The organism is Prevotella sp. Sow4_E9_plate, assembly GCF_052116205.1.
Lineage (GTDB): Bacteria > Bacteroidota > Bacteroidia > Bacteroidales > Bacteroidaceae > Prevotella.
The window spans coordinates 20,103-44,870 of sequence record NZ_JBQKLN010000031.1; the positions used below are offsets into that span (position 1 = coordinate 20,103).

Genomic DNA, 24,768 nt, shown 5'->3' on the forward strand with positions numbered 1-24,768 from the left:
CAAAAGATTATAATAATAATGAAGGTCTCTACCCAAACATGAAGGATAGAGATCTTATATTATCAATTGATTTTTGATAGCTTTTTACTCTGGGAAATTGATGTTGTGACAATCTGGTAGCCTCTATCTTAACATTTGTTATTGAATTATGGGGCAAAGATATAAAATCTTTGTGAAACAAAAGTAAAGAAAAAGAAAAAGTTTTGTTTATCTCGTTAATTATTATTATCTTTGCATTCGTAATTGTAAAAACTAAACGAAAATGAAGATACATATCGAACAAGCAACCCCAGATAAAGCTTCGCATATAGCATCGCTCATTATGGAAGCGATGAATACGGAATGTTGTCAGAATTTTGCCGGACCTCGTCATACATTGGCTGATTTTCATCAGTTGATGGAACGTCTGGTAAAGATGGAGGATAGCCAGTATAGTTACCGAAATGTGTTGATGGCTATGACTGCTGATGGCGTGGTTGCTGGCATCTTGGTGGCTTATGATGGAGCTCAACTTAAGACTTTGCGCAAAAGATTTGTAGATGAGGCTCTTGATACCTTTGGAATTGATTATTCGGGTATGGATGCTGAGACTCAAGAAGGTGAATACTATCTCGACAGTTTGGCTGTTTCCAGTAGCTATAGAGGTAAGGGAATTGCAAAGCTTTTGTTGAATGCTGCCATACAACGTGGTAAGGAACTTGGTATTCCGAAGGTTGGATTATTGGTTGATAAAGGCAATCCAAGAGCTGAAAGCCTTTATACTCGTATGGGATTCCAATTCGTCAATTATACAACGTGGGGTGGACACGGAATGAAGCATTTGCAGATAAATGCTGAATAAGAAGTAAAAATTCTTGTTGATGATTACAGAATATAAGTGAATAGAGCATATAAAACAAAAAGCCCAGGATAGCATCACTGCTGCCTGGGCATTTTTTTAATCAACAAAAACTAATAAAATCTCTTTTAACCTATATTTTCTATAAAGTTACCTTTTCTGCTGCAAAGGTACAAAAGAAAATGGTAGGATGAATCAAAAACATATAGTTTTCTGCTATTTCTTCAGGACAATCGTTTGCACGATTATTTGTCTTCTACTTCCTGTAATTCGCTTTCCTCCATATCCTGATCTAGACGGTGGCGCCAAAGATACTTTCTTGTTTCATGCACAATAATTCCACTAAGACATAGTAAAGAGACGAGATTTGGAATAGCCATAAGAGCATTCATGCAATCAGCTATGTTCCATACCAGACCGAGACTGATGACACTTCCTGCAAATATACTGGCAATGTAGAGGATGCGATAGCAAAGCATCCATTTCTTTCCCTTCAGGTATTCTACGCAACGTTCGCCATAATAACTCCAACCTAGTGTAGTACTAAAAGCAAAGGTGGTCAGACCAAATGTTAGTAATGGAGCTCCAATATATGGTATTTTACTAAAAGCAGCTTTGGTAAGTGCTGCTCCATCATGATAGTCTATATCTGGATAGGCTATGATACTGCTGGTGATTACCAGTCCTGTTAGAGCGCAGATGATGACCGTATCCCAGAATGTTCCTGTTGATGAAACTAATGCCTGTCGAACGGGATTGCGGGTTTGAGCAGCTGCGGCAACAATTGGCGCAGAACCAAGTCCACTCTCATTAGAGAAAAGACCACGGGCAATACCATAACGGGCTGCAAGCATCAGTGTGCTACCTGCAAAACCACCACCAGCAGCTTTTGTTGTAAAAGCTGATTCGCAGATAATCTGTAGGGCAGGGAGAATGTAGGCATGATTTACAATGAGAATATAAATACAGCCCAATACATAGAATAGGGCCATGAAAGGTACAAGCATTCCACAAACCTTAGAGATTGTCTTTACACCACCAATGATTACGGCTGCTCCTAAAATGGTAACTATCGAGCCAGTAATGAAAGGAGAAATGCCATATTGATTCTCTACAAGGGTTGAGATGGCATTAGCTTGAACTGTGCTGCCAATACCAAAAGAAGCAAGGGCGGCAAAGGTTGCGAAGAGGATGGCAAGCCATTTCCAGCCCAATCCCTTTTCTAGAGCATACATCGGACCTCCCAGCATCTTTCCTCGTGTTGTCTTAACTCGATATTTTACGGCAAGAAGTCCCTCTGCATACTTGGTAGAAATACCGAAAACACCGGTGAGCCAGCACCAAAGGACAGCACCTGGTCCACCTAATGCTATGGCTGTAGCCACACCGATGATGTTACCCGTACCGATGGTAGCTGCCAAGGCAGTGGCTAGTGCTCCGAATTGAGAAACATCCCCCGTTGCCTTCTTGTCTTTCTTGACAGACAATTTGATAGCCTGGAATATCTTGCGCTGTGGAAAGCGCAGGCGGATGGTTAGAAAAATATGAGTTCCCAACAATAAAATAATCATAGGCCATCCCCAAAGGAATGAACTAAAGGCTGTGAAAAAATCATTGATAGCATCCATCTCTCTTATGTTTTAATTTAAAAATGATAATTAATAATTAGGCTTGCGCCCTGATAACTCTCTTGTCTTTTTATGAACGGAATATGTTTAGTTACTTCCGTTTTGGGAGACTGAAGGTAATTCTATCCTCAGTCTTCGAATTCTATTCTAACGTTAGTGAATCCCATTGTCTTGAACATGTCTTTGAATTGCTGCTTGGCATTTCTTCTTGCCGTCTGATAATTCACAGGTGTCAAGCAACGCTTTTTCATCATAACGTAAGCTCTGTCGTACATAGCCTGTCGGTCAGCGCCAGTCCATTTTCCTTCTTCAAAGAAACTTTTAGTCTTTGCCTCGTCTATGAAATTGTTGTCGAGGAGTCGTATTGGGGGAAGGGTGCAGACTATGGAATCTTTCTTTTCATCCGTCTGTATCCATCCTTCCTTTACGTCTTTCATGTCAATGCCGAGACGCAGGGTACCATAATAGATACGTACCAATTGATCGTCACCAAAGAAGCCATGTCGGGTTGTATCAACGAGTTCCTCATCGTTGATGGCAAGAAATTCCCATTGCCCGATAGCCTCAATACTTTCTACTTGGGTTGGTGAAAGGGTGGTCTTTTCTTCCGTTGCCACGTTCATTGTATTGTCTTTATTAAGCCAATAGAGTGCTCCACCTATTATTATAATAAGGAATAAAATGATAATGATTCCATATTTCTTCATATCTTAGTCCTCTTTATTTGATGCCTGGCTAGAGGCTGTTCTCTTTTCTATTGTTTTATTGTCATTCAATCCATTTGAAATGAATTCCTTCAAGTCGTGGATTGTGAATTTCTTACGGAAGCTAATCTTGATGTTTTCTTCCTTGAATCCCATGTCCTTGAGCATCGGAATCAGAGTATTTGCGGCACTGAGCCTAGCTTGTTCCATGAGGTCAAGATTCGGAATATCATTGATGATGCTTTGTCTGCCTTGCTGCTCTAGTTGGGTGAGTTCTGCATCACTGAAATTGCTGCGGGCAATGGAAACATATTGTTTTACCGCATTGTGGTCTATCTTACTGCTCGTGAGTGTCAGCTTTGGGTCTGGCAGAATAATTTCTATCTTGTCACCTTTGCGTAACACATTTTGATTGGAAAACCCTTGGAAGTCTACGGAAGCCTTGATGGTTGCATTCATAGGGATTGCAACTTTCCTGTTTGAACCAGGTACATGAATGTTGAAGTTCTTTCTGAAAAAAGAACCTTTCAGATTCAGTTGATCATCGTGGGTGATAATTTTGTGAACATGGGCTTCTGCCGTATATAGTCGGTTGCATTTTTGTATTTGCATCACCATCATTGGAATAGTGTCGATGACTTGCTCCTTTTCTTGCGTTTGCTCTTTCTGAAAGCAAGAAGAAAAGGTGAAAATGCAGGCAGTTATTATGAATAATAGAATCTTTTTCATACAAAATGTTTCTTTTTGTCTGCAAAGATACGACAAAATGTTTAATTCTCAAAATAAAAAGGGTAAATTTGCTTTAAAAAGGAGAAAAGAAGCATTTTTAAGAGAGAAAAAACATTTAATGAAGAAAAAATGCATTTTTTTTAGACTTGCATTAAACCTTTTCTTCGTGATGACGTCAAACTACTGATTAGAATTCATAAACTGAACTTTTATTATATCGTGTAAGATTCAATAGGAAATTTATTAGTTAGTATTTAGGTAGATTCGGAGCATCGGCTTGTGAAAGTCGATGCTTTTTTTCTTTTTTAACGGGTAACCCGTGTTTATTTCGTTTTTTTTTACTACTTTTGTAGCATTAAAATAAAAAAGCAATGAAACGAATCAATTACTTATTTTTCATGGCTCTGGCTATAGGTATAATGGCTTCGTGTGCTGAGAAAAAGAAAAGCAACATCATTATAGCTCCTAAACCTGTTGTCAAAGTTAAAAAGCAAACACTCAAGATGAGTGAGTATGAGCAGTCTAGAAGCATTGAATGGTTGGGCGCTACATACAAAGTGGTGGTAAAACGAGAACCAGATGACAGTTTGCCGCTCGTTAAGGTAGATGAAAATACTAAGTATCACGATAATAAGATTACTGTTCGGATTATAAGAAGCGACGGTTCTGAATTCTTCAAACGTAGTTTTACCAAAGCTGCCTTTGAAAAATACTTGGATTCTCATACCAAGGCCTCTGGTGGATTACTGGGTATTGTCTATGTAAAAACTGAAGGTAACAATCTTTGTTTTGCAGCCAGTGTTGGTTCACCTGATGTGATGAGTGATGAATATTTGCCTTTGGTGGTAAAAGTCTCTAAGATGGGGGAGGTGAGTATCAGTAAAGATCAATTACTGGATACTGAAGGAAATGACAGTTCTCCATCGGGCAATTCTTCTGTTGATGAAGACGATGATGAGGGTGTATAAATAAAGGAAGGACCTCTTGAAATACTCAGATTTCGAGAGGTCCTTTTTTTGTAATTCCTATGATTATTTGAAGAGTTTCTTATAATCTTTTTCGAAACTTTGAGGATGACGACCTATGAAGAGGATATTAAGCAGACAATTGGCTACTATTTCCACATCGTTAAGGTCGGCGCCTTTCCCTTTCTTTATTTCTTTGCCGAGACATACATCCCAAGTTGTTTGAAAACAGCTGTCGTTGGCTCCAACAAACATATCGCTAGAGTTTGGATCCTCCATCAGTTCGAAACGGATTACTTTCTTGGAACTGATAGGTTGAATGTCGCAAAGCATGTTGAATGCTTTTCCAAAGACGTCTCTATGCAACTGTGCGTTGGGAAACATCACGTTGACTGTTGGGAAAATCTCCTCAAATTCGTATGACTGTAATAATTGGTAGAGCTTCATTTTATTTACCTTATTATATAGTAATTGTTTTGAAAGACTCAATGTCTGTGTTTTTAGAATTTAGCCATTTTGATGGCATCAATAGCACATTCATCGCCCTTGTTGCCCAATTTGCCACCGCTACGGTCCTTTGCCTGTTGCAGGTCGTTTGTAGTCAAGAGTCCATAAATGACAGGAATCTCTTGTGTGGCATTGAGACGGGCAATACCATAGGTTACTCCCTCGCAGATATAATCGAAGTGAGGAGTTTCACCACGAATTACGCTTCCCAAGATAATAACAGCGTCATAGCCGCCATTAAGTACCATCTGATGTGCGCCATAGATGAGTTCGAAACTGCCAGGAACAGTCTTAACATGTATGTTCTCTGTTAAGGCTCCATGTTTTTCGAGCGTCTTGACAGCACCGTCCAGCAGGGCACCTGTTATTCCTGGGTTCCATTCAGCTACAACGATACCAAAGCACATGTTGCTGGCATCAGGTACTTTGCTAAGGTCATATTCTGATAAATTATGAAGAGCTGTTGCCATAATTATCTATTAAACTTGTTCTAAGATGTTACTCGTAAGATGTTATTAATTGGATGCGCGCTCAATGTACTTGTCAATCTCACCGCTCTGAACAAGCATAGAGTTAACATACTTCTTCTTGATATCCTGATAGATATTCAATGCATCCTGCTTCTTGTTCTGGCTCTCGAGAACTTCACCAGCCTTAATCAGGAATGCAGGAGAGAGACTGTTGTTAGTGTCGTCTTCTGCTTTGCTGTCAGCCATGGAAGCAGCCTTCTTGAATGCTTCGACAGCCTTGTCCAACTGGTTCAAGTGAGCGTAAACATCACCGAGCGCAGCTTCAGCTGCTGGGCTGATCATCTGGTCATCCTTTGAAGAGAATGCATCCAAACTCTTTTCTGCTTCTGCCCATTTGCCAAGGTTAGCATAGCAAAGACCTGCATAGAGGTTTGCCAAGTTACCAGCGTCAGTGCTGCTATATTCGTCTGCAATTTTCTTGAAGCCAACGTAACCAGCACCGTCTCCGTTAAGTGCTTGTTCGAACATCTCGTTGTTGAAGTAAGTCTGACCCTTGCCAAGCATTGTGCTAGCCTTGTCCTCACGTGGACCAGAGATCTGAGATACATAACCGAATACACCAGCAATGATAACTACAATAGCTACCACAGCGATAATAATAGCCTTCTTGTTCTTCATGAAGAAGGCCTCACGAATGTTGAGGCTCTCTATTTCCTGAGCCTGTACTTTGTTGTTTGCCATTTTGTATTTTTGTTTTTTATTATTCTAATATTGCTAAACTTCTGCAAAAATACGGAATTTTATTCAGATATTGAAATTTCTAGCCTACTTTTTTCGTTTTTTGGGCTTTTTCTGTTAACTTTGCACTCAATAATCAGTAAAGAGTCTATGATTTTAAAGAATATTTCCATTATTAACTATAAAAATATCAAGAGCGCCAATATTGAATTGTCGCCCAAAATTAACTGTCTTATCGGTCATAACGGCATGGGTAAGACCAACTTTTTGGATGCAATTTATTACCTCTCGTTTTGCAGAAGTGCCAATAATCCGATTGATTCGCAAATCATTTTGCACGATGAGGCCTTTTTTATGTTGGAAGGTAATTATGAGAATGATAATGGGGATTTGGAGAACATTTATTGCGGGATGAAGCGTGGAACCAAAAAACATTTTAAGCGTAATAAGAAAGAATATAAGCGCTTGTCTCAACATATTGGACTCATTCCGCTTGTCTTTGTTTCTCCTTCTGATGTTTCCCTCATTGAGGGTGGAAGTGATGAGCGTAGAAAACTGATGGATGTTGTTATCTCTCAGTATGATAATACATATATCGAGGCTCTTTCTAACTACAACAAAGCCTTGCAGCAGCGTAATGCTCTCTTGAAGATGGAGGCGGAACCGGATGTAACTCTTATGGAGCTTTGGGAACAGCAGATGGCTATGAATGGAGAACTGCTCTTTGCTAAGCGCCAGGCTTTTGTAAACGAATTAATACCTTTGTTTCAGCAGATTTATCAGCATATTTCCGGTGATAAGGAACGGGTAGGCCTGCATTATATTTCGCACTGTCAAAGGGGACCGTTATTGGAGGTTATCCAGCGTGATAGATTCAAGGATCGTGCCGTTGGTTATTCGCTTCATGGAGTTCATCGTGACGACTTGGAGTTTACGATTGGTGACTATCAGATGAAGCGTGAGGGAAGTCAGGGACAGAACAAGAGTTATGTCATTGCCTTGAAGTTGGCGCAGTTTAGTTTCTTGAAGCGAACCTGCTCTAATACCACTCCTTTACTCTTGTTGGATGATATTTTTGATAAGCTTGATGCTCAGCGGGTTGAAGCGATAGTTCAGTTAGTCTCGAATGATAATTTTGGACAGATCTTTATAACGGATACCAATCGTGATCATCTTGACCAAATCCTTCATCGTTTACGTGGCGACTATAAGATTTTCTCTGTCGAAAATGGAGAACTGCATGTAAGAGATTAGATACTGAATGTCAGGGTAGAGTTGACGATTTGTAGTACATTATTTATTGGGTATAATTATGTTTAGAAAAAAGGTTCGTTCTATAGCAGAACTTTTGCCGGAGTTTTTGAGAAACGAGGGATTGGAGACGCCTTTGCAGCAAAAGCGTCTCTTGGATAGTTGGGACACCGTTGTTGGTGCCTCTATTTCTGTTTATTGTGCTGATAAATTTATCAAGAATCAAACCCTTTATGTTAAGATTCTAAATCCTGCTCTCAGGGCAGATCTTACCATGCATCGTTCAATCTTGGTAAGAAGATTGAACGAGCAGGTAGGGGCATTGGTGATTTCAGATATCCGTTTCTATTGATAGAATTTGCCTCTTTTTCCAGAACTCTTTATATGATGCAATCCATTCTGATATCCGTTTCTTCTGTTGGGATGGTATCTGTCTTTTGAAAGTCGAAACAGATGCCTATCTTGAACAGGGTTGGTACTTTTTTCAGAAATCTGTCATAATATCCTTTTCCTCGTCCCAGACGGTTGCCTTTTTCATCAAAACTCATACCAGGAATGACACCGACGTCTATTTCCCCATATCTTTCTGGTGGAAAGAGCTTGCCGATAGGCTCCATAATATGAAAGGAACCTTCTGTGAGATCTTTTCTGCCAGAGTATTCTCTGATTTCCATATTTTCTGAATCCTTTACTACAGGTAAAAGAACAGTTTTCCCTAAAGCTGTCATCTCATCAATAAAGGTATGAGTGTTGACTTCATCAGGGAGAGAATAATACATTAAAATGATTTTAGCCTTGCGGAAAGATTCTTGACCTGCAAGTCGGGATAAGACAGAAAGCGACAGTTCCTCAAGTTGGCTTGAGGAATACTGTCGCTTTCTGTCTTTTATGATTTTTCTAAGTTCTTTCTTATTCATCTTATGCGTTTGCCATCATCATATTTCTGCAATGTAGTGAACTGTAATTGTATGGTATGCCAGACATTGCTACTTTCTGCTTCTTGCTTTTGAATTTGGCTGTTGGCTCAGGTTTCTTTGGGAACGCCTCGTGCTTTTCGAAGACTTCGAGGGTCTTCTTAATCACTGGGTCGTCCTGGTTGATATACTGAGTCCAGGCTTGTTCATCAAGCATGTTATAGATGATACGGCTGTCGATGACTCTATCCAGCAACTTATGTGACTTCTTGATAAGAAGGTTACGGCGCTTCAATCCATGCTTGTCTGCATAGTTGACAAACTGTTCCACCATGTTCTGACTGTCAAGATAATCGGCAAGTTCCATCATCTCCTTGAAGTTGTTCAACTTAGGACGATTATCATCAGTATAGGTAAATGCAAACTGTAGGATCAAGCCGCTCAAACTAGCCTCTTTGAAGTAGGAAGTCATACCGAGCGTATCTTCTGGAACAAAGATGTCTGGCGTGATACCACCTCCACCATAAACTACACGTCCAATGCCTGTGTGGTATGCAGGACCCGTATGCTTGATGCTGTCTTGTGAGAAAAATTCTCCATGCTGGTAGCGATCCAGAAGATCCTGTTCATAATCCTTGTCATCACCCATCGTATAAGGTTTTTGGATACATCTTCCAGAAGGAGTATAGTATCTGGCAATGGTGAGACGGATAAGGCTATGGTCTGGGAATTCTATTTGCTGTTGTACCAATCCCTTTCCGAATGAACGGCGACCGATGATGGTTGCACGGTCATTATCCTGCATGGCACCTGCAAAGATTTCAGCAGAAGAAGCCGAACCCTCATTGATGAGTACAACCATAGGTATCTTTTGATAAGAACCCTTGCCGTCGCTCAAATAATCTTGGCGAGGAGACTTTCGTCCTTGTGTATAGAGAATCAGTTTCTTTTCTGGTAAGAACTCGTTTGCCATATTTACTGCAGCTGTGAGATAGCCTCCAGAGTTGTCGCGTAAGTCAATGCAGAGATTAGAGAATCCCTGTTGAGACAGTTTGGCTAAGGCGATAAGCATCTCTGGATAAGTGTTCTCACCGAAGTTCTTGATGCGGATGTAGCCTGTATTGTCATTGAGCATGTAGGCTGCAGTTATACTCTTGGTTGGGATTTCTCCTCGTGTTACCGTGAAGCTCTGTACCTTGTTGCTGCCATAGCGGATTACGCCGATTTTTACTTTCGTGTCTTTAGGACCCTTTAAGCGGTGCATGGCTTCCTGATTGGTCACGATTTTGCCCACGAAAGGTTTCCCATCCACAGCAACAATCTTATCTCCTGCAAGAAGACCTGCTTTTTCGGCAGGACCGTTTTGGATTACATTTTGCACATGAATGGTGTCCTGGCGGATCACGAACTCAATACCTACACCCGAGAATGAACCTTTGAGGTCGTCATTAGCCTGAGCTGCATCTTTGGCACTGATGTAGACCGAGTGAGGATCCAGTTCCGCAAGAATTTGTGGAATGGCTTTATCTACTAGCGAATCTATGTTGACAGAATCCACATATTGGTCATCAATGAGATGGAGCAAGTTGTTTAAGCGGTTGCTTCCACTATTGATGACGTTGAGTCGGTTTCCGGCAAAATGATTCGAAAAGAATGTGCCGATGACAATGCCTAGCACTACGCAGAGTGCCATGATGAACGGCATAAACCTGTTGGTCTTATTCTTGTTCTTATTCATAACTTACTAATTTACATTATACTAACGTTATTCTAAACTGATATTTTCATCAGGATTCATATATTCTACTTTTACTCCGGCTCTTTCCAATAGTTCCACACCATCAGTAAGTCTGTATTTCTCGGCATATACAACTCGTTTGATGCCTGCTTGAATGATGAGCTTGGAGCATTCGATGCAAGGAGAAGCAGTGACATAAAGTGTGCTTCCCTCGCTGTTGTTGCTGCTGCGGGCCAACTTGGTTATGGCGTTGGCTTCTGCATGGAGGACATAGGGCTTGGTTACATTGTTATCCTCGCAGATATTTTCAAATCCGCTTGGTGTACCATTGTAACCATCGCTGATAATCATCTTGTCTTTTACTACTAAAGCACCTACCTGTCGGCGTTTGCAATAGCTGTTTTCTGCCCAGATGCGAGCCATGCGAAGGTATCGCAAATCAAGCTTTTTCTGTTTTAAAAGGTTGTCCCCCATTGATCTGTTATTTATATTGTGTCATTTATAATTACTTGCCTAAACTGTTAACTCTTCTTGATTTCGTTGCGTTCCAGTAGGGCGTCTATGGTTGGCTCTTGTCCACGGAATCGTTTATAGAGTGTCATCGGATGTTCGGTGCCTCCCTTTGAGAGTATGTTGTCACGGAAGCTCTGGGCGGTAGTTCGGTCGAAAATACCGTTTTTCTTGAATACGCTGAATGCATCAGCGTCCAGAACTTCAGCCCATTTGTAACTGTAGTAGCCGGCTGCGTAACCTCCTGCCATAATGTGCGAGAACTGTACGGTCATGCAAGTGTCAGGCAACTGTGGCAGAATCATGGCTTCTTTCCATGCTTCTTTCTCAAATGGGATGATGTCAGCTGTAAAGACATCCTTTTTGGTGTAATATGCCATATCCAGAAGTCCGAAACTTACTTGGCGCAGGCAGGCGTATGCTGCCATGAAGTTGCGGCTTTTTACGATACGTTCGATGAGCTCGTCCGGCAATGGTTCACCTGTTTCATAATGGAAAGCAAAGGTGCGCAGGAATTCCTTTTCTATGGCATAGTTCTCCATAAATTGGGATGGCAACTCTACGAAATCCCACCATACATTGGTACCCGAAAGACTTTCGAACCGGGTGTTGGCGAACATTCCGTGAAGGCTGTGACCAAACTCATGCAGGAAGGTCTCTACCTCTCCCAAGGTCAGGAGGGCAGGTTTTTCTTCTGTAGGCTTGGTGAAGTTCATCACTACGCTCACGTGTGGACGAATGTTGTTGCCTTTATGGTCTATCCATTGTCCTTGGAATTCTGTCATCCAGGCACCTCCCTGTTTGCCCTTGCGTGGGAAGAAGTCTGCATAGAACACAGCCAGATAACTGCCGTCTTTATCGAATACTTCGTATGCCTTCACGTCAGGATGGTATACTGGAATCTCTTTGTTTTCCTTGAAGGTAATACCATACAGTTTGTTGGCTAATCCGAAGACGCCCTTTATCACCTTGTCAAGTTGGAAGTATGGACGGAGCATCTCTGCATCCAGATTGTATTTTTCCATCTGGAGCTTGTGGGAATAGAATCCGAAGTCCCATGGCTCCATTTTGAAGTCTTCGCCTTCCAGCTTCTTGGCTAGGGCTTCTACTTCTTTCACTTCGTTTTCTGCTGTTGGCTTATAAGCCTCAATCAGATCATTGAGAAGTTTATAGACATTCTCTACATTACTTGCCATTCGATGACGTAATACATAGTCTGCATAGGTCTCGAAGCCAAGAAGTTGAGCGAGTTCTCTACGTAAATTGACCAATCGCTTGCAGATTTCAATGTTGTTCTGCTCGTTCTCATGGGTACAGACCGTATTGCGTGCCATATACATCTGTTTGCGGAGTTCACGCTGAGTAGAGTAGGTCATGAATGGAGAGTAACTTGGATAGTCGAGTGTGAAAATCCAGCCTTCTTCATTCTTCTCTTTGGCAGTATGAGCTGCTGCAGCCTTTGCTGTTTCTGGAAGTCCGTCAAGTTGAGTCTCGTCTGTGATATGGAGGGTAAATGCCTTGTCTTCCTTCAGGAGATTCTGTGAGAACTGGAGGGTGAGAATACTTGCTTCCTCTGTAAGTTTGCGAAGCTTGTCTTTTCCTTCCTCATCAAGAAGAGCACCACTACGTACAAAACCATCATAACTGGTTTCCAAAAGCATCTGTTCTTCTGGGGTTAACTCTCTGTTAGGGTGGTCATGAACATATTTAATACGCTCAAAGAGTTTCTTGTTGAGTGTAATGTCGTTGGCATGTTTGGTGAGGATAGGACTCATCTTTTGTGCCAGTTCCTCCATCTCGTCGCATGTCTCTGCACTCATCATGCATGAGAATACATTGGAAACACGACTTAAAAGGTCGTAATAATGTTCGCCTTTTTCTGTATCCACACGGGCGATAGTATTCTCGAATGTAGGCTCAGCCGGGTCGTTGATGACCTTGTTTGTCGCTTCTTTGTCACGGCGAATACCCTCCATGAAGGCAGGCTCGTAGTCTTCCAGCAGGATACGGTTGAAAGGCACAGTATCGTGCGGTGTGTGATAGGGAACAAAGAATGGATTCTCTCGATTCTCTGTATTTCTGATATGATTCTGATCTTTTATATCTTGCATGATAGTGATTTTTTATTTGTTTGCTTTACTCTATGACAGTTCTCTTTTTATTTATTCACAATCAGCTTTTCTAATTGTGGAATATAGATTCTTCCTCTTTCCAGATGCATGAGCTTTTGCTTCTGCAGTTCATTCAGCACGTTGGAGACATAGATTCTCTTGACATTCATTTCTGCGGCAAGTCTTTCCATCTTGATGTGGAATAATTTTTCGCCGGCAGGTTTGAGACATCGGCTTTCAAAGAACTGGATGATACGTTCTGAGAGCGTTTTGGGAGGAACCCGATACAGGCGCCGGTTGTTCTTTTGGGTTTGAGTAGAAATGAGATTGAACATGTTGATTCTGAAAATCTCGTATCTATCAGATAGTTTCTGCATCTCCTGCTTGCTGATACTCATCACGCTACATTCTTTCTTTGCGATATAGGTGTGAGTGAAGTATTGGTTATATCCGTAGATGCATTCCATTTGAAACGCTTCTGGGGCTTTGATGTCTTCTTCGATGCGGTAGCCATGATCGTCTGCCTCTGTGACAACGTTGAGTTCGCCGGTAAGAAGAAAGTACAGACGTTTGCAGGGCTCTCCTTCCTTGACGATGGTGAGTCCCTTTTCTGCCTTTTGGAAATCGAACTTTGTATGACCGGCTACTTCCAGCAAATCGTTACGGCTCATTCCCAGGAATAGAGGCAGATTTAAAAGATTGTCATATACTCTGTCTTCTTGCATTCTATTTCAATATTTTCTTCTTGAGCTCTGGCGAATACCATATCCTGTTATTTCCCTTTTCATCGGAATAGATGAGATAGGCGTCAAGTTCAGGATGTTTTTCCAGTACTTTCCTTGCTCCATCCAGTCCCATTACCATGAAGGATGTGGCATAGGCATCGGCTGTGGCACAATTCTTGGCTAGGACGGTGGCTGACAGAATATTGTGCTGCACGGGATAGCCTGTCTTCGGGTCTATTGTGTGAGCATATTTCTTGCCGTTCTTATAGTAGAAATTCCGATAGTTTCCACTTGTTGCCATTGCTATGTCTGTCACATTGATTACGTCTTGTAATTCCTGATTCGTATTGAGAGAATCGTCTGTTGGCTTGTTGATGCCTACCCGCCAAGGCACTTGCTTGTCGCTGTTTCCATTCACCACAATTTCGCCACCAATCTCTACCATAAAGTTTCGGATGCCTTTTTTCTTTAGAAACCTTGCGACGATATCGCTTCCGTATCCTTTGGCAATGGCTGAGCAGTCGAGCATGATATGAGGATTCTGTTTCTTGACGTGCTCTTCCTTTAATGTTACTTTCTGGAATCCGACGATAGCGCGAAGACTGTCTACTGTTTGTTGGGTAGGAGGGTTCCCGGTCTTGAATCCGAATCCCCAGGCATTTACCATGGGGGCTACAGTGATGTCAAATGCTCCTTCTGTTTCTTTGGATATTTTTTCTGCGAGTTGGAAAACCTCAGCAAACATGTTGTCTACCTTCACGTCTTCATTACGGTTGATACGCGAAATGATGGATGTCTTGTTGAATGGAGAAAGAGAATTGTCTACTTTCTGCAGTTCAGCCTCGATTTCTTTTTGGTAATTGACGTCACTTTGGTAAGTGATGTGATAGATAGTACCAAAGATGAAACCTTCATCCCTCTGGTAAGGAGTATTTTGCTGTTGGCGAATGACATAAATACTGCCAAAAATCAAGAGAAGCAGAAACGGTATCTGCCAAATGAGTCTTTTATTCTTCATTGTTTATATTTCAAATGTTACATTGAACGTACCGCCAAGTCGGGAACCACCTTGCTTGCCGAAGCCTGGTACATAATAGGTGTTGCCCATGTCGCCATCATTATGGGCAACACGACGCTTGTATCTGAAACTCCATCCCATGCGGATTGGTCCCCATATCTTTGCATCTATTCCTATTACACCTTCCAGCCAGTGATAGTTAGCGGATACGCCTTCTGCTCCGTAAGGTGCATCACCTCCCCAGACTGGATCTTTGATGGGTGGTGAAGAGATGTCGTATTTATAGTAGGTGAAACCGTAACGGAATCCACCAAACAGGCGGTAGTCATCGTGCTTGTTTTTGAGCAGGTTCCAGTCTACACCCAGACGGGCGTATGGTGCACTTGTCTTATAAGTAATCTGGGTACTCTCATCGAAGGCATCTGCTTTGCCGTAACCCAATTCAAAGATAGGGTAATACTTGTCTTTTAAGTTCACTCGCAGAGAAGCTTCATATTGTCCGTAATCACTTACCATCAATTGGGCTGGTCCTATTAAATCCACACTCACCGCCATTCCGTTAAACCATGGAATCGTATCTTTTTCTACCGTTGCTACTTTTTTTAGACGGTTTTGTGCGTTCGCCCATCCTCCACCTAAGAGTAGGAGAAGACTCAGGACGGTTACCGCTTTTTTAGTAACGGGTACCGAAATATATGTAGAAATGCGCTTTAGATGCATCATAATTAACCTCTTTATTGTTGATAACTATTGAGTCGATATAGTTGTGGGTTGTCTTCACTTCTGTTATTTTGTGGAAGTAGGCTGCACCGCAATCTACAGACTCGAAATGTGGATAGTCCTCTTTCTTGACGGTTACTGTATCTTTCCATACCTGATTGTCTGCATTCTGAATTTCAAAAAAGAACACATCCTCAGGCTGGTGGTAACTCATCGGAAGGATGAAGCTATCCACGTTCTCATCCTTATTGATAAGTACGCTGTCTTCTCCTTCCTGTTTGGTGGTCGAGATGGTTAAGGTGGCGTTGAGTGTCTTTACGTTGCCCATCAACTTATACTTAGTGTAAGTGGTGTTGTTGAGCGGGCAGTTGAGACTAGTGCAGCTAGCCACCATGAGTACCAGCATCAAGAAAACCAATGGTATTATTTTTTGCATCTTATTTCCTTTTCTATTTGATAATCGTTACGATTAGGGTTCTGACGACTGATAAGGTCACCCAGGAATCCGGCTAGGAAGAACTGACTGCCCAATACCATCGCAATGAGAGCGATGAAGAAGTATGGGGAATCGGTGATGAGGTGTCCGTAGATGCCACGATGTAAGTCTATGGCTTTATCGATGCCAAGTCCGATAAGCGAGAGAAAGGCAATGAAGAACACCACACTTCCTAAGAATCCAAAAACATGCATTGGCTTCTTGCCGAAGTTGCTCAGGAACCAGAGTGTCATCAGGTCCAGATAGCCGTTCACGAAACGGTTCCAGCCCATGAACTTGGAAGTACCAAACTTTCTTGCCTGATGGTGAACAGGTTTTTCGCCAATCTTTGCGAAGCCTGCATTCTTGGCAAGGTATGGAATGTAGCGATGCATCTCACCGTATACTTCGATGTTCTTTACTACGTCGCGGCGGTAAGCCTTGAGTCCGCAGTTAAAGTCATGCAGATTGTGGATGCCGCTCACCTTGCGGGCTGTGGCATTGAAAAGTTTGGTTGGAATCGTTTTGCTCAGAGGGTCTCCCTGCTTGCGGTTCTGCTTATAACCCGATACAAGATCGAAACCATCTTTCTTTATCATTTCGTAGAGACCTGGTATCTCGTCTGGTGAATCCTGCAAGTCGGCATCCATAGTGATGACTACATCACCTTGTGCCTCTTTGAATCCACAGTAGAGGGCAGGACTCTTTCCGTAGTTGCGGCGGAATTTGATTCCTTTTACCTGCTCGTTTTTCTCGGCAAGTTCTTCTATGACGTTCCATGAACGGTCGGTAGAACCGTCGTTCACAAAGATAACTTCGTAAGTGAAATCGTTGGCATCCATCACCCGTTTGATCCAGGCGAAGAGTTCTGGCAGCGACTCTTCCTCATTGAACAGAGGAACGATAACTGAAATATCCATTTTATCTGATGTTTTGAGAATTTATTTTTTATCTGAAACCTAATTGGCTATTTTCTTTTTGGCGAATATGGCAGCAAGTATCGGACTGAGTATTGCTCCAGCAACCAGGTCGGTAATCATAAACATGGATGCCCATGCTATTGGTTTCATCATAGAGATGGCATCGAAGAGAGCTTTTGTTTCCTCTGCAGTCAACTGATAAACCTGTGCTATCATCTGGTAGTTGGTTTGAAGCTGAGTCATAAACATGCCTGTATCCATGAATCGGAACCAGAGATACTGCACGATGGTGAGCAGTAGGGTAGCATAGAAGAATGTCTGGATGCAATAATATAATCCGTGTCTGAAAGAAATATGTCCCTCTCTTACGAAGTCACGGAAATACTTCAATCTCTTTGCTACCACGAATGGGGTAGAGATAATCAGAATGTTGGATATTAACCCCAGCATCTGGTACTTTGGTTCTACTGCCATCATGGTGCAGACGAAGCTGGCTATCCATACGATGCCAAGAATTGCTCCATCTTGTCGGGCAAACGCTTTGGTTTGTTTGATCTTACCCGTATCGATGATGTAGATCTTAACCTTTTGCGTCTGCTCGTCTGTCTTCTTCTCTTCTTGATTTTCGTTATTTTCTGTATTCATTGTTATAATGTATTTCTGCGAATGTAATATATCAATTTGCAAAAATACAACTTTTTTATTATATAAGGTGTAAAGGGTGAAAATATTTATATATAATTAAAGATAAAACGCCTTGAAAGATAGAAAAATATATGTTTCTGTTTGTTTTGTACACTTCAAAGCGTCGGGAAACTTTTGTTTCGGTTGTGCCAAACTTAGATAAAATAAAAAAGGAACCTTCTGAAAGAAGATTCCTTTTTGAGCCTCTTGTCGGATTCGAACCAACGACCCCGAGATTACAAATCACGTGCTCTGGCCAACTGAGCTAAAGAGGCGGGTGGACAAGCGATTCATATCGCACCGCTACAACCAAGTACCCTTGCTATGTTCCCATCCTGGGGGATTCCGAGGGAGCTGGTCGTATGAGACTTGTCCGTCTCATAAACTTGAAAGCGGTTATTGCTTTTAAGCGAGTGCAAAGGTACTGCTTTTTTCTTATCCTGCCAAATGTTTTGCAGAAAAAGTTTTGCTTGTTAACGTTTATTTAGAAAAAGGAGGCAAATCTTGCCTCCTTTTCCATACTTCACCTTATTATATTAAGAGGAAGAAGCATTCTTCACTTAAAAGTCTACCACCGTGATTCCTGCACCGCCAAACTGTACATGCTCATCTGCATAATGGGTCACATTAGGGACGCTGCTCAAATATTGGCGGATGAGTTGTCTGAGGATGCCGTTGCCCTTTCCATGAAGGATGCGGACACGTGGCATACCTACCAGGATGGCATCATCTATAAAATACTGTACAGCATTCAATGCTTCATCACCACGCATGCCTCTTACATCCAAATCCTGATGGAAGTTGGTCTTGTGGGCATCAATGGTTTTTCTGGTTTCCTTGCTGATACCGTAAGAGGCAAGGTTTTCCTTGCGTTCCTCGGTCTTGTCCACATTCTCTACTGTAGCCGTAGCATGCTCCAGTCTGTTCAGACGCATTTTGGTTCTCATACCTCCGAATACGGCAGTAGCGGTATCACCGTTGATGCTTTCCACTTTTCCGATAGTTGTCAATCCTTTGATACGAACCGTATCACCGGCTTTTATCTCCCGTTTGCTTTCAGCCTGAGCCTTGTGCTGTGCATTACGCAGGGCTGCCGCAGCCTTCTCCTGGGTCTCCTTCTTTTCAGCCTGTCGCTTGGCATGCCGCTCCTTGCGCTGCTGAATCTGGGCTATCTTGCGGGCTATCTTGTCATCCGATTCCTTGGTGTCAATCTCCTGAACCTCCTGTTTGAAGGCATCGAGTTCCTGACGGATGCGGCGGGTTTCCTCCTTCTCTGCCTGACTCTCTCGAATCTCTCTGATGGCATTCTCAATCTTCTTGTTACTTTCCTTCAGGAGTTCTGCAGCTTCTTCCTTGGCTTTCTTGAGAATAGCTTTTCTGCTTCGTTCGATATCCTCAATATCACTTTCATACTTGGAGATGGTTTTTTCCATATCCTTCTCTCGCTGGTGGATATTCTGGCGTTTGTTCTCCCAGTACCGCTTGTCGCGTACAATGTCCTGGAGGTATTTGTCGCTCTGGATATATTCAGAACCTACGATGTCTGAAGCTTCTTTGATAACCTCTTCTGGCAATCCGATCTTTCTTGCTATTTCGATGGCAAAAGAAGAGCCTGGACGGCCAATGGCTAACTGGAAGAGTGCTTTCATCTCATGACGGTCGTAGAGCATGGCACCATTAACCACACCTTCATGACTGTCTGCAAAATGTTTCAGGTTCTGATAGTGGGTCGTGATGACTCCATAAGCCTGTTGCTTGCAGAATTTATCGAGTACTGCCTCTGCGATGGCTCCTCCGATACCCGGTTCTGTACCGGTACCAAACTCATCTATCAATATGATGGTGTCGCTATTGGCGGCTTTCATCATATTTTTCATGTTCAGAAGGTGGGATGAATACGTACTGAGGTCGTTCTCCAGGCTCTGTTCGTCACCAATATCAATCATGATGTTTTTGAATACACCTGTCTTTGATCTCTCACTTACGGGGATACTCAGTCCGCATTGCAGCATATATTGGAGCAGTCCCACAGTCTTTAAGCATACGGATTTACCTCCGGCATTCGGACCGGAAATGATCAGGATACGCTTTTCCTTGGTCAGTGTGATGTCTAAAGGTACTACCTTTTCATTTTTCTTCTGTAATGACTGCTGGAGCAGAGGGTGGATAGCTCGGATCCAGTCTACGTGCGGATGGTCTTCTACCTCAGGCTCGATAGCTTTGAAGGTATCTGCCAGCTTTTGTTTCGCCTGAATCAGGTCGATGATGGCAAGGAAGCGGTAACTGTCAAGAATCTCTTTTGAGAAAGGACGAACCTTGTTGGTGAAATCGGTAAGGATGCGGATAATCTCCTTTCTTTCTTCACCTTCCAGTTCACGCACACGGTTGTTGGCTTCTACCACTTCGGTCGGTTCGATGAAGACGGTTTTACCCGTAGCACTCTCGTCGTGTACGATACCTTTGATCTTTCTTTTCAAGGTAGGGATAACCGGTATTACCAGTCTGCCGTCACGGAGGGTAGGAGTCACGTCTTTCTCAACAACACCTTCACTTTGGGCTGTTCGTAATATACTATATAATGTACGGGAGATACTACCTTCAGTCTTTGCCAGTTCTCTTCTGATCTGTAGGAGTTCCGGGGTCGCATTATCTCGTATCTTTCCAAATTTGTCAAGGATTTGGTCTATTCTCTGAATCAGCTGAGGAAAGGTCATCACGTTTTGTGACAGTCGGTGTAGGGCAGGGTAAGGGTATTTCTTTTCTCTGCGCCAGCCGTCTTCCGGTTCTGCGTGCCCGTCGTCTTCATCACTATGATTCAGAATCTTCACCATGCCTGCGATGGTTGCAAGCGAACGTCTCAAATCGAAAAGCTCGTCTTCTTCCAAGTGGGTGTTTTCTACTCGGATGCGGAGGATACTTTCTCTGACGTCATAGAAATACTGCAGGGGAAAGTCTTCTACTTCCTCCATCAGTCTGCGGAACTCACGCACCTGCATGAGCCATTCGTTTACTTCTTCAGCTTCATCGCTGAATGCCATCTTGTCCACTTGTTCTTTACCAAGTGGAGAGAGGCATCTTTCGCGTAACATCTTGCGGATTTCGTTGAATCCTATCTTGTTTTCAAAATTATCTGGATAAATCATGGGTGCAAAAGTACAATTATTTTGGCTAACTACCAAATATTTGAACCATTAAGTGTGTTCTTTGCCTTTGAAGGTGTAAGCCTTTTTTGGATGTTGTTCAGATAATCGGGCCAATCGTATTTGTGCCGCTCGTTCCATACTGCCCCCAGGAATGCCGCTCCACCAAAGTTCCAGGCTCTCAATTGCGGGATAAACTCGGGGATGACTCCTCCTAATGCTATAACTTTTTCGTTGATGATGCCATTGTAGGCTGCGTCTTCCAGATCCTTGTTGGTAAAGGAGTGGCGGTAGTCTTTCTTCGAGATGCTGTCAAAGATTGGACTTAGGAACACATAGTCGTAGATAGACTTGGATGCAGGAGCGTTTCCTTCGGGATCTTCCTTGTTGGGTATGTTTAGTGCAGCCGTTACTTCCTGGAAGTTATGGCATGAACGGGAAATGTGTCCTTTATAATCTTTGGGAATCCCGGAATTGCGCTTGTTGAGATGAATTCCATGAAGATGATATTTCTCGCAGAGTTCAAAATGTTCATGTATGACTATCTGCGGATACCATTTGGCATCGATCTGCTGTATCAGATTCTCATAATCCTCCAGGCTGGCTTCGGGTTTACGGAGATGTAGAAGATCGATACCGCTTTCAAATAACTGTTCTATGTAGCCTGCTTCGTTTCTGATGAATTCAGGCAAGGTGATAACTATCCATTTCATGTCATTTGCTTTTTATCTATTTGGTAGAAAGTGTCTTGGGTTCGTAGAAATGGTTTACCGGACCGTTTCCATCTCCTATTTTTACGTCTTTTCCGGCGAGAATGGCTCCAGACAGGTAAGTCTTAGCCATGGCAATGGCGGTATTCATGTCCATTTCCTTTGTCAGATAAGATGTGATGGCAGATGACAGGGTGCAGCCGGTACCGTGGGTATTGCGGGTGTTGATGCTGAGACCCCGATAGCTGGTGATGAGTTTTCCTTCTTCGAAGAGATAGTCTATCTTTTCTTTTCCGTCGAAGTGACCACCTTTGATAAGTACGAATTTGCATCCCAGTTTGCTGATGGCTGAGGCTGCGGTCTTGATGTCTTCTGCATTCTGGATTTTCATTTCTGCCAGAATCTCTGCTTCGGGAATGTTGGGTGTCAGTAATGTGGCAAGAGGCAGAAGCTCTGAGATGAAGATATCCAGGGCATCCTCCTGCATGAGTCGGCATCCGCTGGTAGATACCATTACCGGGTCAATAACGAGATGCTGGTATTTTCCCTGATACTTCTTGAGGGTATTGGCAATGGCTTTGATGGTGTCACGGTCATTGACCATTCCTATCTTGATGGCATCCGGTTGGATGTCGTCCATCACGGCTTCTATCTGTCCTTTCACGATTTCCGGCTCTACGTTCTGTATGCCATATACACCCTTGGTGTTCTGTACGGTGATGGCTGTAATGGCAGAAGCTGCGTATACGCCTAAGGCTGACATGGTCTTGATGTCTGCCTGGATGCCAGCTCCTCCACAACTGTCAGAACCGGCTATTGTTAATGCTGTGTAGTATTTCATTTCTTACTTCTGTTGGTTGAATATAAAAAAACTTGGTACACTCTTGCTTGACAGGAGTGTACCAAGTGGCTAATTATTGTATTTTGTCAATGCTTCCTTTACCATTTTGCCCCATGGCTTGATAAGGTCTGGAGTCCAGTTGCCTGTAGCCTTGGCACGAGGTAGGAGCATGGAGCAGGTTTCGTCTTTGTCGCTTACCGACCAGTTTACCCAACTCACCTTGTTCTTCTCCATGACATCGAGCCATTTCTGGTATTCCTCTGGAGCCAGAGGACCGTTGCCGGATGCTTCCATCCCGGCGCATTCTGATACGAATACAGGAAGTCCGCTCTTTACGGCTGCTTCTAGCTTGTCGCGCAGATAGTCCTTGTGTGTTGCTGCATAGAAATGCAGGGTATACATCACATTGCTTACACCGTCGATAGGACTTTTAGCAACAAGATCGATGTCCTGATCCCAATGTGGGCAACCCATCAGTATGATGTTGTCTGGATCATATTTCCTGATTTCGGTAATGATGGTCTTGGCGTAGACCTTCAGGTCTTCCCATTTGTCCTCTACGGGTTCGTTGTAGAGTTCATAGAGTACGTTTGGATACTTACCGTATTTCTGTGCCATCTTGCCGAAGAAGGCTTTGGCTTCCTCTGTGTGCATTTTGTGTGCGTGCCAGTCGATGATTACGTATGTGCCGTTCTTGATGGCGGCATCTACTACCTGTGTGATGCATTTCATGGCAAAGTCAGGGTTCTCCAGATAGTTGTCTTCTATCTGAATGCCCATCGCTGCACGGATGATATTGGCATGCCAGTCAGTGGTGAGCCATTTTACGGCTTGCTTGTTGTAGAATCGGGGCCAGATGTTGTGCCATCCCAGGCTCACGCCTCTCAATACTACAGGGTTTCCACTCTGGTCGCATAGTTGCGCTCCCTTTACTTGCAGTTGTCCCCATTGTTTTACTGGACTGACTGCATACAATTGTGCCATACAGAAGATGGCAACAATAATGGTCATTAGTTTTTTCATTATGTTCTATTATTGTTAAAAATATACTGTCGTTTCTTGCGACATAAAATCGTTGCAAATGTACGATTTATATTTGAAATAACCAAATATTTTTGCGATAAAGTTTCATGTCAGCTTCTTGCCTTGCCTCGAAAACTGTTTTTTACCAATGCCGACTCGCAGTTTTCGCAGAGGGCTTCGGTTGCCGTATGGTGCTTGAACCCCTCTGTCATAGCTTGGGCTCTTTCTGAAGAAAGAATCTCTTCCAGGGATTGATGCAGGAGATTTCCCAGTGCAACATCTCCGTTATGGTCCAGACAGCAAGGCACCAGGGTGCCGTCTGCAAGTACGCCAATCTGTTTGATTAAAGCCTTGCAGAAAACTTCCCGTTTCTTTTCTTCTTCGTTCTTGCTGTTCCTGATATCGTTTTCGAAGTTGGGCCATTCGAATTTTCTGTCGAATTCCAGATAAAGGTTGTCGCAGAGGCGGTAACCGTCTGGGCGTTCCTTCCAGGGTTTAGGAGCATATTTTTCGATGAGTCTCATTATTTCTTCGTTTTCCTTGTCTCTTCCGCCCTGGTTCCAAAGTCTTAGTACGATGCAGGTTCCCTTTGCAGCAGCTTGTGTAGAGAAGGTCATCACCTCGTCCATATAGCTGGACAGTTCCCCCTTGGCGTTGCTTTCGTGCGAATGTAGCGAGAGTTGTATTTTGTGGGGAAGTGTATCGAGAAGTTCCATGGCACGATGCAGCAGGGTTCCGTTCGATGTCAGTACAGTCTTGAATCCCTTTTCTCTTGCCGTCGTGATAAACTGTGGCAGGAGAGGGTGGAGCAGTGGTTCTCCCATCAGGTGGAAATAAAGGAAGCATACCTTGCCTTTGAGCTTGTCTGTGAGCTGGTTGAATTCCTCTGCGGTCAACTGTCTCTTTTCCCTGCTATGTTTAGGGCAGAAGTGGCAGTTGAGATTGCATGTATTGGTTATTTCTATGTAACAGCGATCTATCATTATTTCTTTTTATATGGTATTCTGTATTGTATAGCTAAATACTAAAAAAGCCTTCTGAAATTTCTTTCAGAAGGCTCTTGCGGAGAGAGAGGGATTCGAACCCCCGGTACCTCTCGGTACGACGGTTTTCAAGACCGTTGTAATCGACCACTCTACCATCTCTCCAAATTCGGTCGGATGACTATAGCTTGGTTTTCTTAAGCGGGTGCAAAGGTACGATATTTTTTTGATTCCACCAAATATTTCGGCAACTTTTTTTGATTCTTACTGCTAAAAGTGAAAAGTAAGGGAGAATGATAAGGGGATATAGAAAAGAAAAAGCCTTCTGAAATTTCTTTCAGAAGGCTCTTGCGGAGAGAGAGGGATTCGAACCCCCGGTACCTCTCGGTACGACGGTTTTCAAGACCGTTGTAATCGACCACTCTA

26 protein-coding genes and 2 tRNA genes are annotated in these 24,768 nt (G+C 42.9%); 4 read left to right on the top strand and 24 right to left on the bottom strand.

Going from position 1 to position 24,768, the window contains the following annotated elements; all coding sequences use genetic code 11:
* Nucleotides 1–262 precede the first annotated feature (262 nt).
* Entirely contained in the window at nucleotides 263–841 is a 579-nt protein-coding gene (locus ACTQ53_RS11785) for a GNAT family N-acetyltransferase (protein WP_295346196.1), read from the top strand.
* Between the two features lie 242 nt (nucleotides 842–1,083).
* On the opposite strand, the gene ACTQ53_RS11790 is transcribed toward ACTQ53_RS11785, so the two are convergent.
* From ACTQ53_RS11790 to ACTQ53_RS11800, 3 genes are all read right to left on the bottom strand, one after another.
* Complete coding sequence (locus tag ACTQ53_RS11790; protein WP_294970219.1) at nucleotides 1,084–2,466, bottom strand: alanine/glycine:cation symporter family protein; 1,383 nt, start codon at nucleotides 2,464–2,466, stop codon at nucleotides 1,084–1,086.
* A gap of 128 nt (nucleotides 2,467–2,594) precedes the next feature.
* A complete protein-coding gene (locus ACTQ53_RS11795) occupies nucleotides 2,595–3,173 on the bottom strand; it encodes a DUF4230 domain-containing protein (RefSeq protein ID WP_218416505.1) in 579 nt (192 codons plus the stop codon).
* 3 nt (nucleotides 3,174–3,176) lie between these two features.
* A complete protein-coding gene (locus ACTQ53_RS11800; protein WP_441933122.1) occupies nucleotides 3,177–3,899 on the bottom strand; it encodes a DUF4230 domain-containing protein in 723 nt (240 codons plus the stop codon).
* 371 nt (nucleotides 3,900–4,270) lie between these two features.
* Here ACTQ53_RS11800 and ACTQ53_RS11805 point away from each other — a divergent pair, with 371 nt between their 5' ends.
* Entirely contained in the window at nucleotides 4,271–4,867 is a 597-nt protein-coding gene (locus tag ACTQ53_RS11805; RefSeq protein ID WP_441933123.1) for a DUF4738 domain-containing protein, read from the top strand.
* 63 nt (nucleotides 4,868–4,930) lie between these two features.
* On the opposite strand, the gene ACTQ53_RS11810 is transcribed toward ACTQ53_RS11805, so the two are convergent.
* The 3 genes from ACTQ53_RS11810 to ACTQ53_RS11820 are packed head-to-tail and all read right to left on the bottom strand — an operon-like array spanning nucleotide 4,931 to nucleotide 6,582.
* On the bottom strand, nucleotides 4,931–5,311 hold the full coding sequence (locus ACTQ53_RS11810) for a DUF6557 family protein (RefSeq protein ID WP_441933124.1): 381 nt from the start codon (nucleotides 5,309–5,311) through the stop codon (nucleotides 4,931–4,933).
* Between the two features lie 53 nt (nucleotides 5,312–5,364).
* The gene (ribH, locus tag ACTQ53_RS11815; protein WP_441933125.1) at nucleotides 5,365–5,841 is read right to left on the bottom strand and encodes a 6,7-dimethyl-8-ribityllumazine synthase; all 477 of its coding nucleotides are present in this window, start codon (nucleotides 5,839–5,841) and stop codon (nucleotides 5,365–5,367) included.
* 45 nt (nucleotides 5,842–5,886) lie between these two features.
* Complete coding sequence (locus ACTQ53_RS11820; RefSeq protein ID WP_295347082.1) at nucleotides 5,887–6,582, bottom strand: tetratricopeptide repeat protein; 696 nt, start codon at nucleotides 6,580–6,582, stop codon at nucleotides 5,887–5,889.
* Nucleotides 6,583–6,729: 147 nt separating this feature from the next.
* Between ACTQ53_RS11820 and recF the strand changes: the two genes are divergently transcribed.
* Together recF and ACTQ53_RS11830 are read left to right on the top strand one after the other, a co-directional pair.
* Nucleotides 6,730–7,833, top strand: coding sequence for a DNA replication/repair protein RecF (gene recF, locus ACTQ53_RS11825; RefSeq protein WP_153122650.1), 1,104 nt, complete (start codon nucleotides 6,730–6,732; stop codon nucleotides 7,831–7,833).
* Nucleotides 7,834–7,891: 58 nt separating this feature from the next.
* The gene (locus tag ACTQ53_RS11830) at nucleotides 7,892–8,182 is read left to right on the top strand and encodes a DUF721 domain-containing protein (protein WP_153122652.1); all 291 of its coding nucleotides are present in this window, start codon (nucleotides 7,892–7,894) and stop codon (nucleotides 8,180–8,182) included.
* A 28-nt stretch (nucleotides 8,183–8,210) separates the two neighbouring features.
* Here the strand turns inward: ACTQ53_RS11830 and ACTQ53_RS11835 are convergent, their stop codons facing one another.
* From ACTQ53_RS11835 to ACTQ53_RS11920, 18 genes are all read right to left on the bottom strand, one after another.
* A complete protein-coding gene (locus ACTQ53_RS11835) occupies nucleotides 8,211–8,747 on the bottom strand; it encodes a 5-formyltetrahydrofolate cyclo-ligase (RefSeq protein ID WP_441933126.1) in 537 nt (178 codons plus the stop codon).
* Nucleotide 8,748: 1 nt separating this feature from the next.
* Entirely contained in the window at nucleotides 8,749–10,482 is a 1,734-nt protein-coding gene (locus ACTQ53_RS11840; RefSeq protein ID WP_441933127.1) for a S41 family peptidase, read from the bottom strand.
* Between the two features lie 27 nt (nucleotides 10,483–10,509).
* A complete protein-coding gene (locus ACTQ53_RS11845; RefSeq protein ID WP_153122659.1) occupies nucleotides 10,510–10,956 on the bottom strand; it encodes a deoxycytidylate deaminase in 447 nt (148 codons plus the stop codon).
* Between the two features lie 47 nt (nucleotides 10,957–11,003).
* On the bottom strand, nucleotides 11,004–13,103 hold the full coding sequence (locus ACTQ53_RS11850; RefSeq protein WP_441933128.1) for a M3 family metallopeptidase: 2,100 nt from the start codon (nucleotides 13,101–13,103) through the stop codon (nucleotides 11,004–11,006).
* A 47-nt stretch (nucleotides 13,104–13,150) separates the two neighbouring features.
* Nucleotides 13,151–13,828 carry a Crp/Fnr family transcriptional regulator gene (locus ACTQ53_RS11855; RefSeq protein WP_294970197.1) on the bottom strand — a complete coding sequence of 226 codons (678 nt, stop codon included), beginning with the start codon at nucleotides 13,826–13,828 and terminating at the stop codon, nucleotides 13,151–13,153.
* A gap of 1 nt (nucleotide 13,829) precedes the next feature.
* Nucleotides 13,830–14,846 carry an FAD:protein FMN transferase gene (locus ACTQ53_RS11860; RefSeq protein WP_441933129.1) on the bottom strand — a complete coding sequence of 339 codons (1,017 nt, stop codon included), beginning with the start codon at nucleotides 14,844–14,846 and terminating at the stop codon, nucleotides 13,830–13,832.
* A gap of 3 nt (nucleotides 14,847–14,849) precedes the next feature.
* A complete protein-coding gene (locus ACTQ53_RS11865) occupies nucleotides 14,850–15,569 on the bottom strand; it encodes a DUF6048 family protein (RefSeq protein ID WP_299400800.1) in 720 nt (239 codons plus the stop codon).
* On the bottom strand, nucleotides 15,520–16,002 hold the full coding sequence (locus ACTQ53_RS11870) for a DUF6452 family protein (protein ID WP_441933130.1): 483 nt from the start codon (nucleotides 16,000–16,002) through the stop codon (nucleotides 15,520–15,522). The genes ACTQ53_RS11865 and ACTQ53_RS11870 overlap by 50 nt, the downstream gene beginning before the upstream one ends.
* Nucleotides 15,990–16,961 carry a glycosyltransferase gene (locus ACTQ53_RS11875; RefSeq protein WP_153122669.1) on the bottom strand — a complete coding sequence of 324 codons (972 nt, stop codon included), beginning with the start codon at nucleotides 16,959–16,961 and terminating at the stop codon, nucleotides 15,990–15,992. Before ACTQ53_RS11875 ends, ACTQ53_RS11870 begins: the two co-directional genes overlap by 13 nt.
* A gap of 39 nt (nucleotides 16,962–17,000) precedes the next feature.
* The gene (locus tag ACTQ53_RS11880) at nucleotides 17,001–17,606 is read right to left on the bottom strand and encodes a DUF4199 domain-containing protein (protein ID WP_294970181.1); all 606 of its coding nucleotides are present in this window, start codon (nucleotides 17,604–17,606) and stop codon (nucleotides 17,001–17,003) included.
* A 240-nt stretch (nucleotides 17,607–17,846) separates the two neighbouring features.
* Nucleotides 17,847–17,920 (bottom strand) — tRNA-Thr (locus ACTQ53_RS11885).
* A gap of 285 nt (nucleotides 17,921–18,205) precedes the next feature.
* Nucleotides 18,206–20,788, bottom strand: coding sequence for an endonuclease MutS2 (locus tag ACTQ53_RS11890; RefSeq protein WP_295347101.1), 2,583 nt, complete (start codon nucleotides 20,786–20,788; stop codon nucleotides 18,206–18,208).
* Between the two features lie 29 nt (nucleotides 20,789–20,817).
* On the bottom strand, nucleotides 20,818–21,498 hold the full coding sequence (locus tag ACTQ53_RS11895) for a thiamine phosphate synthase (RefSeq protein ID WP_441933131.1): 681 nt from the start codon (nucleotides 21,496–21,498) through the stop codon (nucleotides 20,818–20,820).
* 16 nt (nucleotides 21,499–21,514) lie between these two features.
* The gene (gene thiD, locus ACTQ53_RS11900) at nucleotides 21,515–22,336 is read right to left on the bottom strand and encodes a bifunctional hydroxymethylpyrimidine kinase/phosphomethylpyrimidine kinase (protein ID WP_441933132.1); all 822 of its coding nucleotides are present in this window, start codon (nucleotides 22,334–22,336) and stop codon (nucleotides 21,515–21,517) included.
* Nucleotides 22,337–22,405: 69 nt separating this feature from the next.
* The gene (locus tag ACTQ53_RS11905; RefSeq protein ID WP_441933133.1) at nucleotides 22,406–23,359 is read right to left on the bottom strand and encodes a glycoside hydrolase family 5 protein; all 954 of its coding nucleotides are present in this window, start codon (nucleotides 23,357–23,359) and stop codon (nucleotides 22,406–22,408) included.
* Between the two features lie 110 nt (nucleotides 23,360–23,469).
* Entirely contained in the window at nucleotides 23,470–24,342 is an 873-nt protein-coding gene (locus tag ACTQ53_RS11910; protein WP_441933134.1) for a radical SAM/SPASM domain-containing protein, read from the bottom strand.
* Between the two features lie 80 nt (nucleotides 24,343–24,422).
* A tRNA-Ser gene (locus ACTQ53_RS11915) sits at nucleotides 24,423–24,507 on the bottom strand.
* Between the two features lie 32 nt (nucleotides 24,508–24,539).
* The coding region (locus tag ACTQ53_RS11920; RefSeq protein WP_441933135.1) for a hypothetical protein at nucleotides 24,540–24,768 on the bottom strand (229 nt) is incomplete at its 5' end.

Bases quoted from the DNA above. Each gene is read 5' to 3' on its own strand.
- ACTQ53_RS11895 (WP_441933131.1), bottom strand. From the start codon at position 21,498: ATGAAATGGATAGTTATCACCTTGCCTGAATTCATCAGAAACGAAGCA.
- thiD (WP_441933132.1), bottom strand. From the start codon at position 22,336: ATGAAATACTACACAGCATTAACAATAGCCGGTTCTGACAGTTGTGGA.
- ACTQ53_RS11835 (WP_441933126.1), bottom strand. From the start codon at position 8,747: ATGAATAAGAAAGAACTTAGAAAAATCATAAAAGACAGAAAGCGACAG.
- ACTQ53_RS11790 (WP_294970219.1), bottom strand. From the start codon at position 2,466: ATGGATGCTATCAATGATTTTTTCACAGCCTTTAGTTCATTCCTTTGG.
- ACTQ53_RS11785 (WP_295346196.1), top strand. From the start codon at position 263: ATGAAGATACATATCGAACAAGCAACCCCAGATAAAGCTTCGCATATA.
- ACTQ53_RS11860 (WP_441933129.1), bottom strand. From the start codon at position 14,846: ATGAAGAATAAAAGACTCATTTGGCAGATACCGTTTCTGCTTCTCTTG.
- ACTQ53_RS11795 (WP_218416505.1), bottom strand. From the start codon at position 3,173: ATGAAGAAATATGGAATCATTATCATTTTATTCCTTATTATAATAATA.
- ACTQ53_RS11840 (WP_441933127.1), bottom strand. From the start codon at position 10,482: ATGAATAAGAACAAGAATAAGACCAACAGGTTTATGCCGTTCATCATG.
- ACTQ53_RS11805 (WP_441933123.1), top strand. From the start codon at position 4,271: ATGAAACGAATCAATTACTTATTTTTCATGGCTCTGGCTATAGGTATA.
- ACTQ53_RS11850 (WP_441933128.1), bottom strand. From the start codon at position 13,103: ATGCAAGATATAAAAGATCAGAATCATATCAGAAATACAGAGAATCGA.
- ACTQ53_RS11820 (WP_295347082.1), bottom strand. From the start codon at position 6,582: ATGGCAAACAACAAAGTACAGGCTCAGGAAATAGAGAGCCTCAACATT.
- ACTQ53_RS11875 (WP_153122669.1), bottom strand. From the start codon at position 16,961: ATGGATATTTCAGTTATCGTTCCTCTGTTCAATGAGGAAGAGTCGCTG.
- ACTQ53_RS11870 (WP_441933130.1), bottom strand. From the start codon at position 16,002: ATGCAAAAAATAATACCATTGGTTTTCTTGATGCTGGTACTCATGGTG.
- ACTQ53_RS11855 (WP_294970197.1), bottom strand. From the start codon at position 13,828: ATGCAAGAAGACAGAGTATATGACAATCTTTTAAATCTGCCTCTATTC.
- ACTQ53_RS11845 (WP_153122659.1), bottom strand. From the start codon at position 10,956: ATGGGGGACAACCTTTTAAAACAGAAAAAGCTTGATTTGCGATACCTT.
- ACTQ53_RS11810 (WP_441933124.1), bottom strand. From the start codon at position 5,311: ATGAAGCTCTACCAATTATTACAGTCATACGAATTTGAGGAGATTTTC.
- ACTQ53_RS11880 (WP_294970181.1), bottom strand. From the start codon at position 17,606: ATGAATACAGAAAATAACGAAAATCAAGAAGAGAAGAAGACAGACGAG.
- ribH (WP_441933125.1), bottom strand. From the start codon at position 5,841: ATGGCAACAGCTCTTCATAATTTATCAGAATATGACCTTAGCAAAGTA.
- ACTQ53_RS11865 (WP_299400800.1), bottom strand. From the start codon at position 15,569: ATGATGCATCTAAAGCGCATTTCTACATATATTTCGGTACCCGTTACT.
- recF (WP_153122650.1), top strand. From the start codon at position 6,730: ATGATTTTAAAGAATATTTCCATTATTAACTATAAAAATATCAAGAGC.
- ACTQ53_RS11830 (WP_153122652.1), top strand. From the start codon at position 7,892: ATGTTTAGAAAAAAGGTTCGTTCTATAGCAGAACTTTTGCCGGAGTTT.
- ACTQ53_RS11905 (WP_441933133.1), bottom strand. From the start codon at position 23,359: ATGAAAAAACTAATGACCATTATTGTTGCCATCTTCTGTATGGCACAA.
- ACTQ53_RS11910 (WP_441933134.1), bottom strand. From the start codon at position 24,342: ATGATAGATCGCTGTTACATAGAAATAACCAATACATGCAATCTCAAC.
- ACTQ53_RS11890 (WP_295347101.1), bottom strand. From the start codon at position 20,788: ATGATTTATCCAGATAATTTTGAAAACAAGATAGGATTCAACGAAATC.
- ACTQ53_RS11800 (WP_441933122.1), bottom strand. From the start codon at position 3,899: ATGAAAAAGATTCTATTATTCATAATAACTGCCTGCATTTTCACCTTT.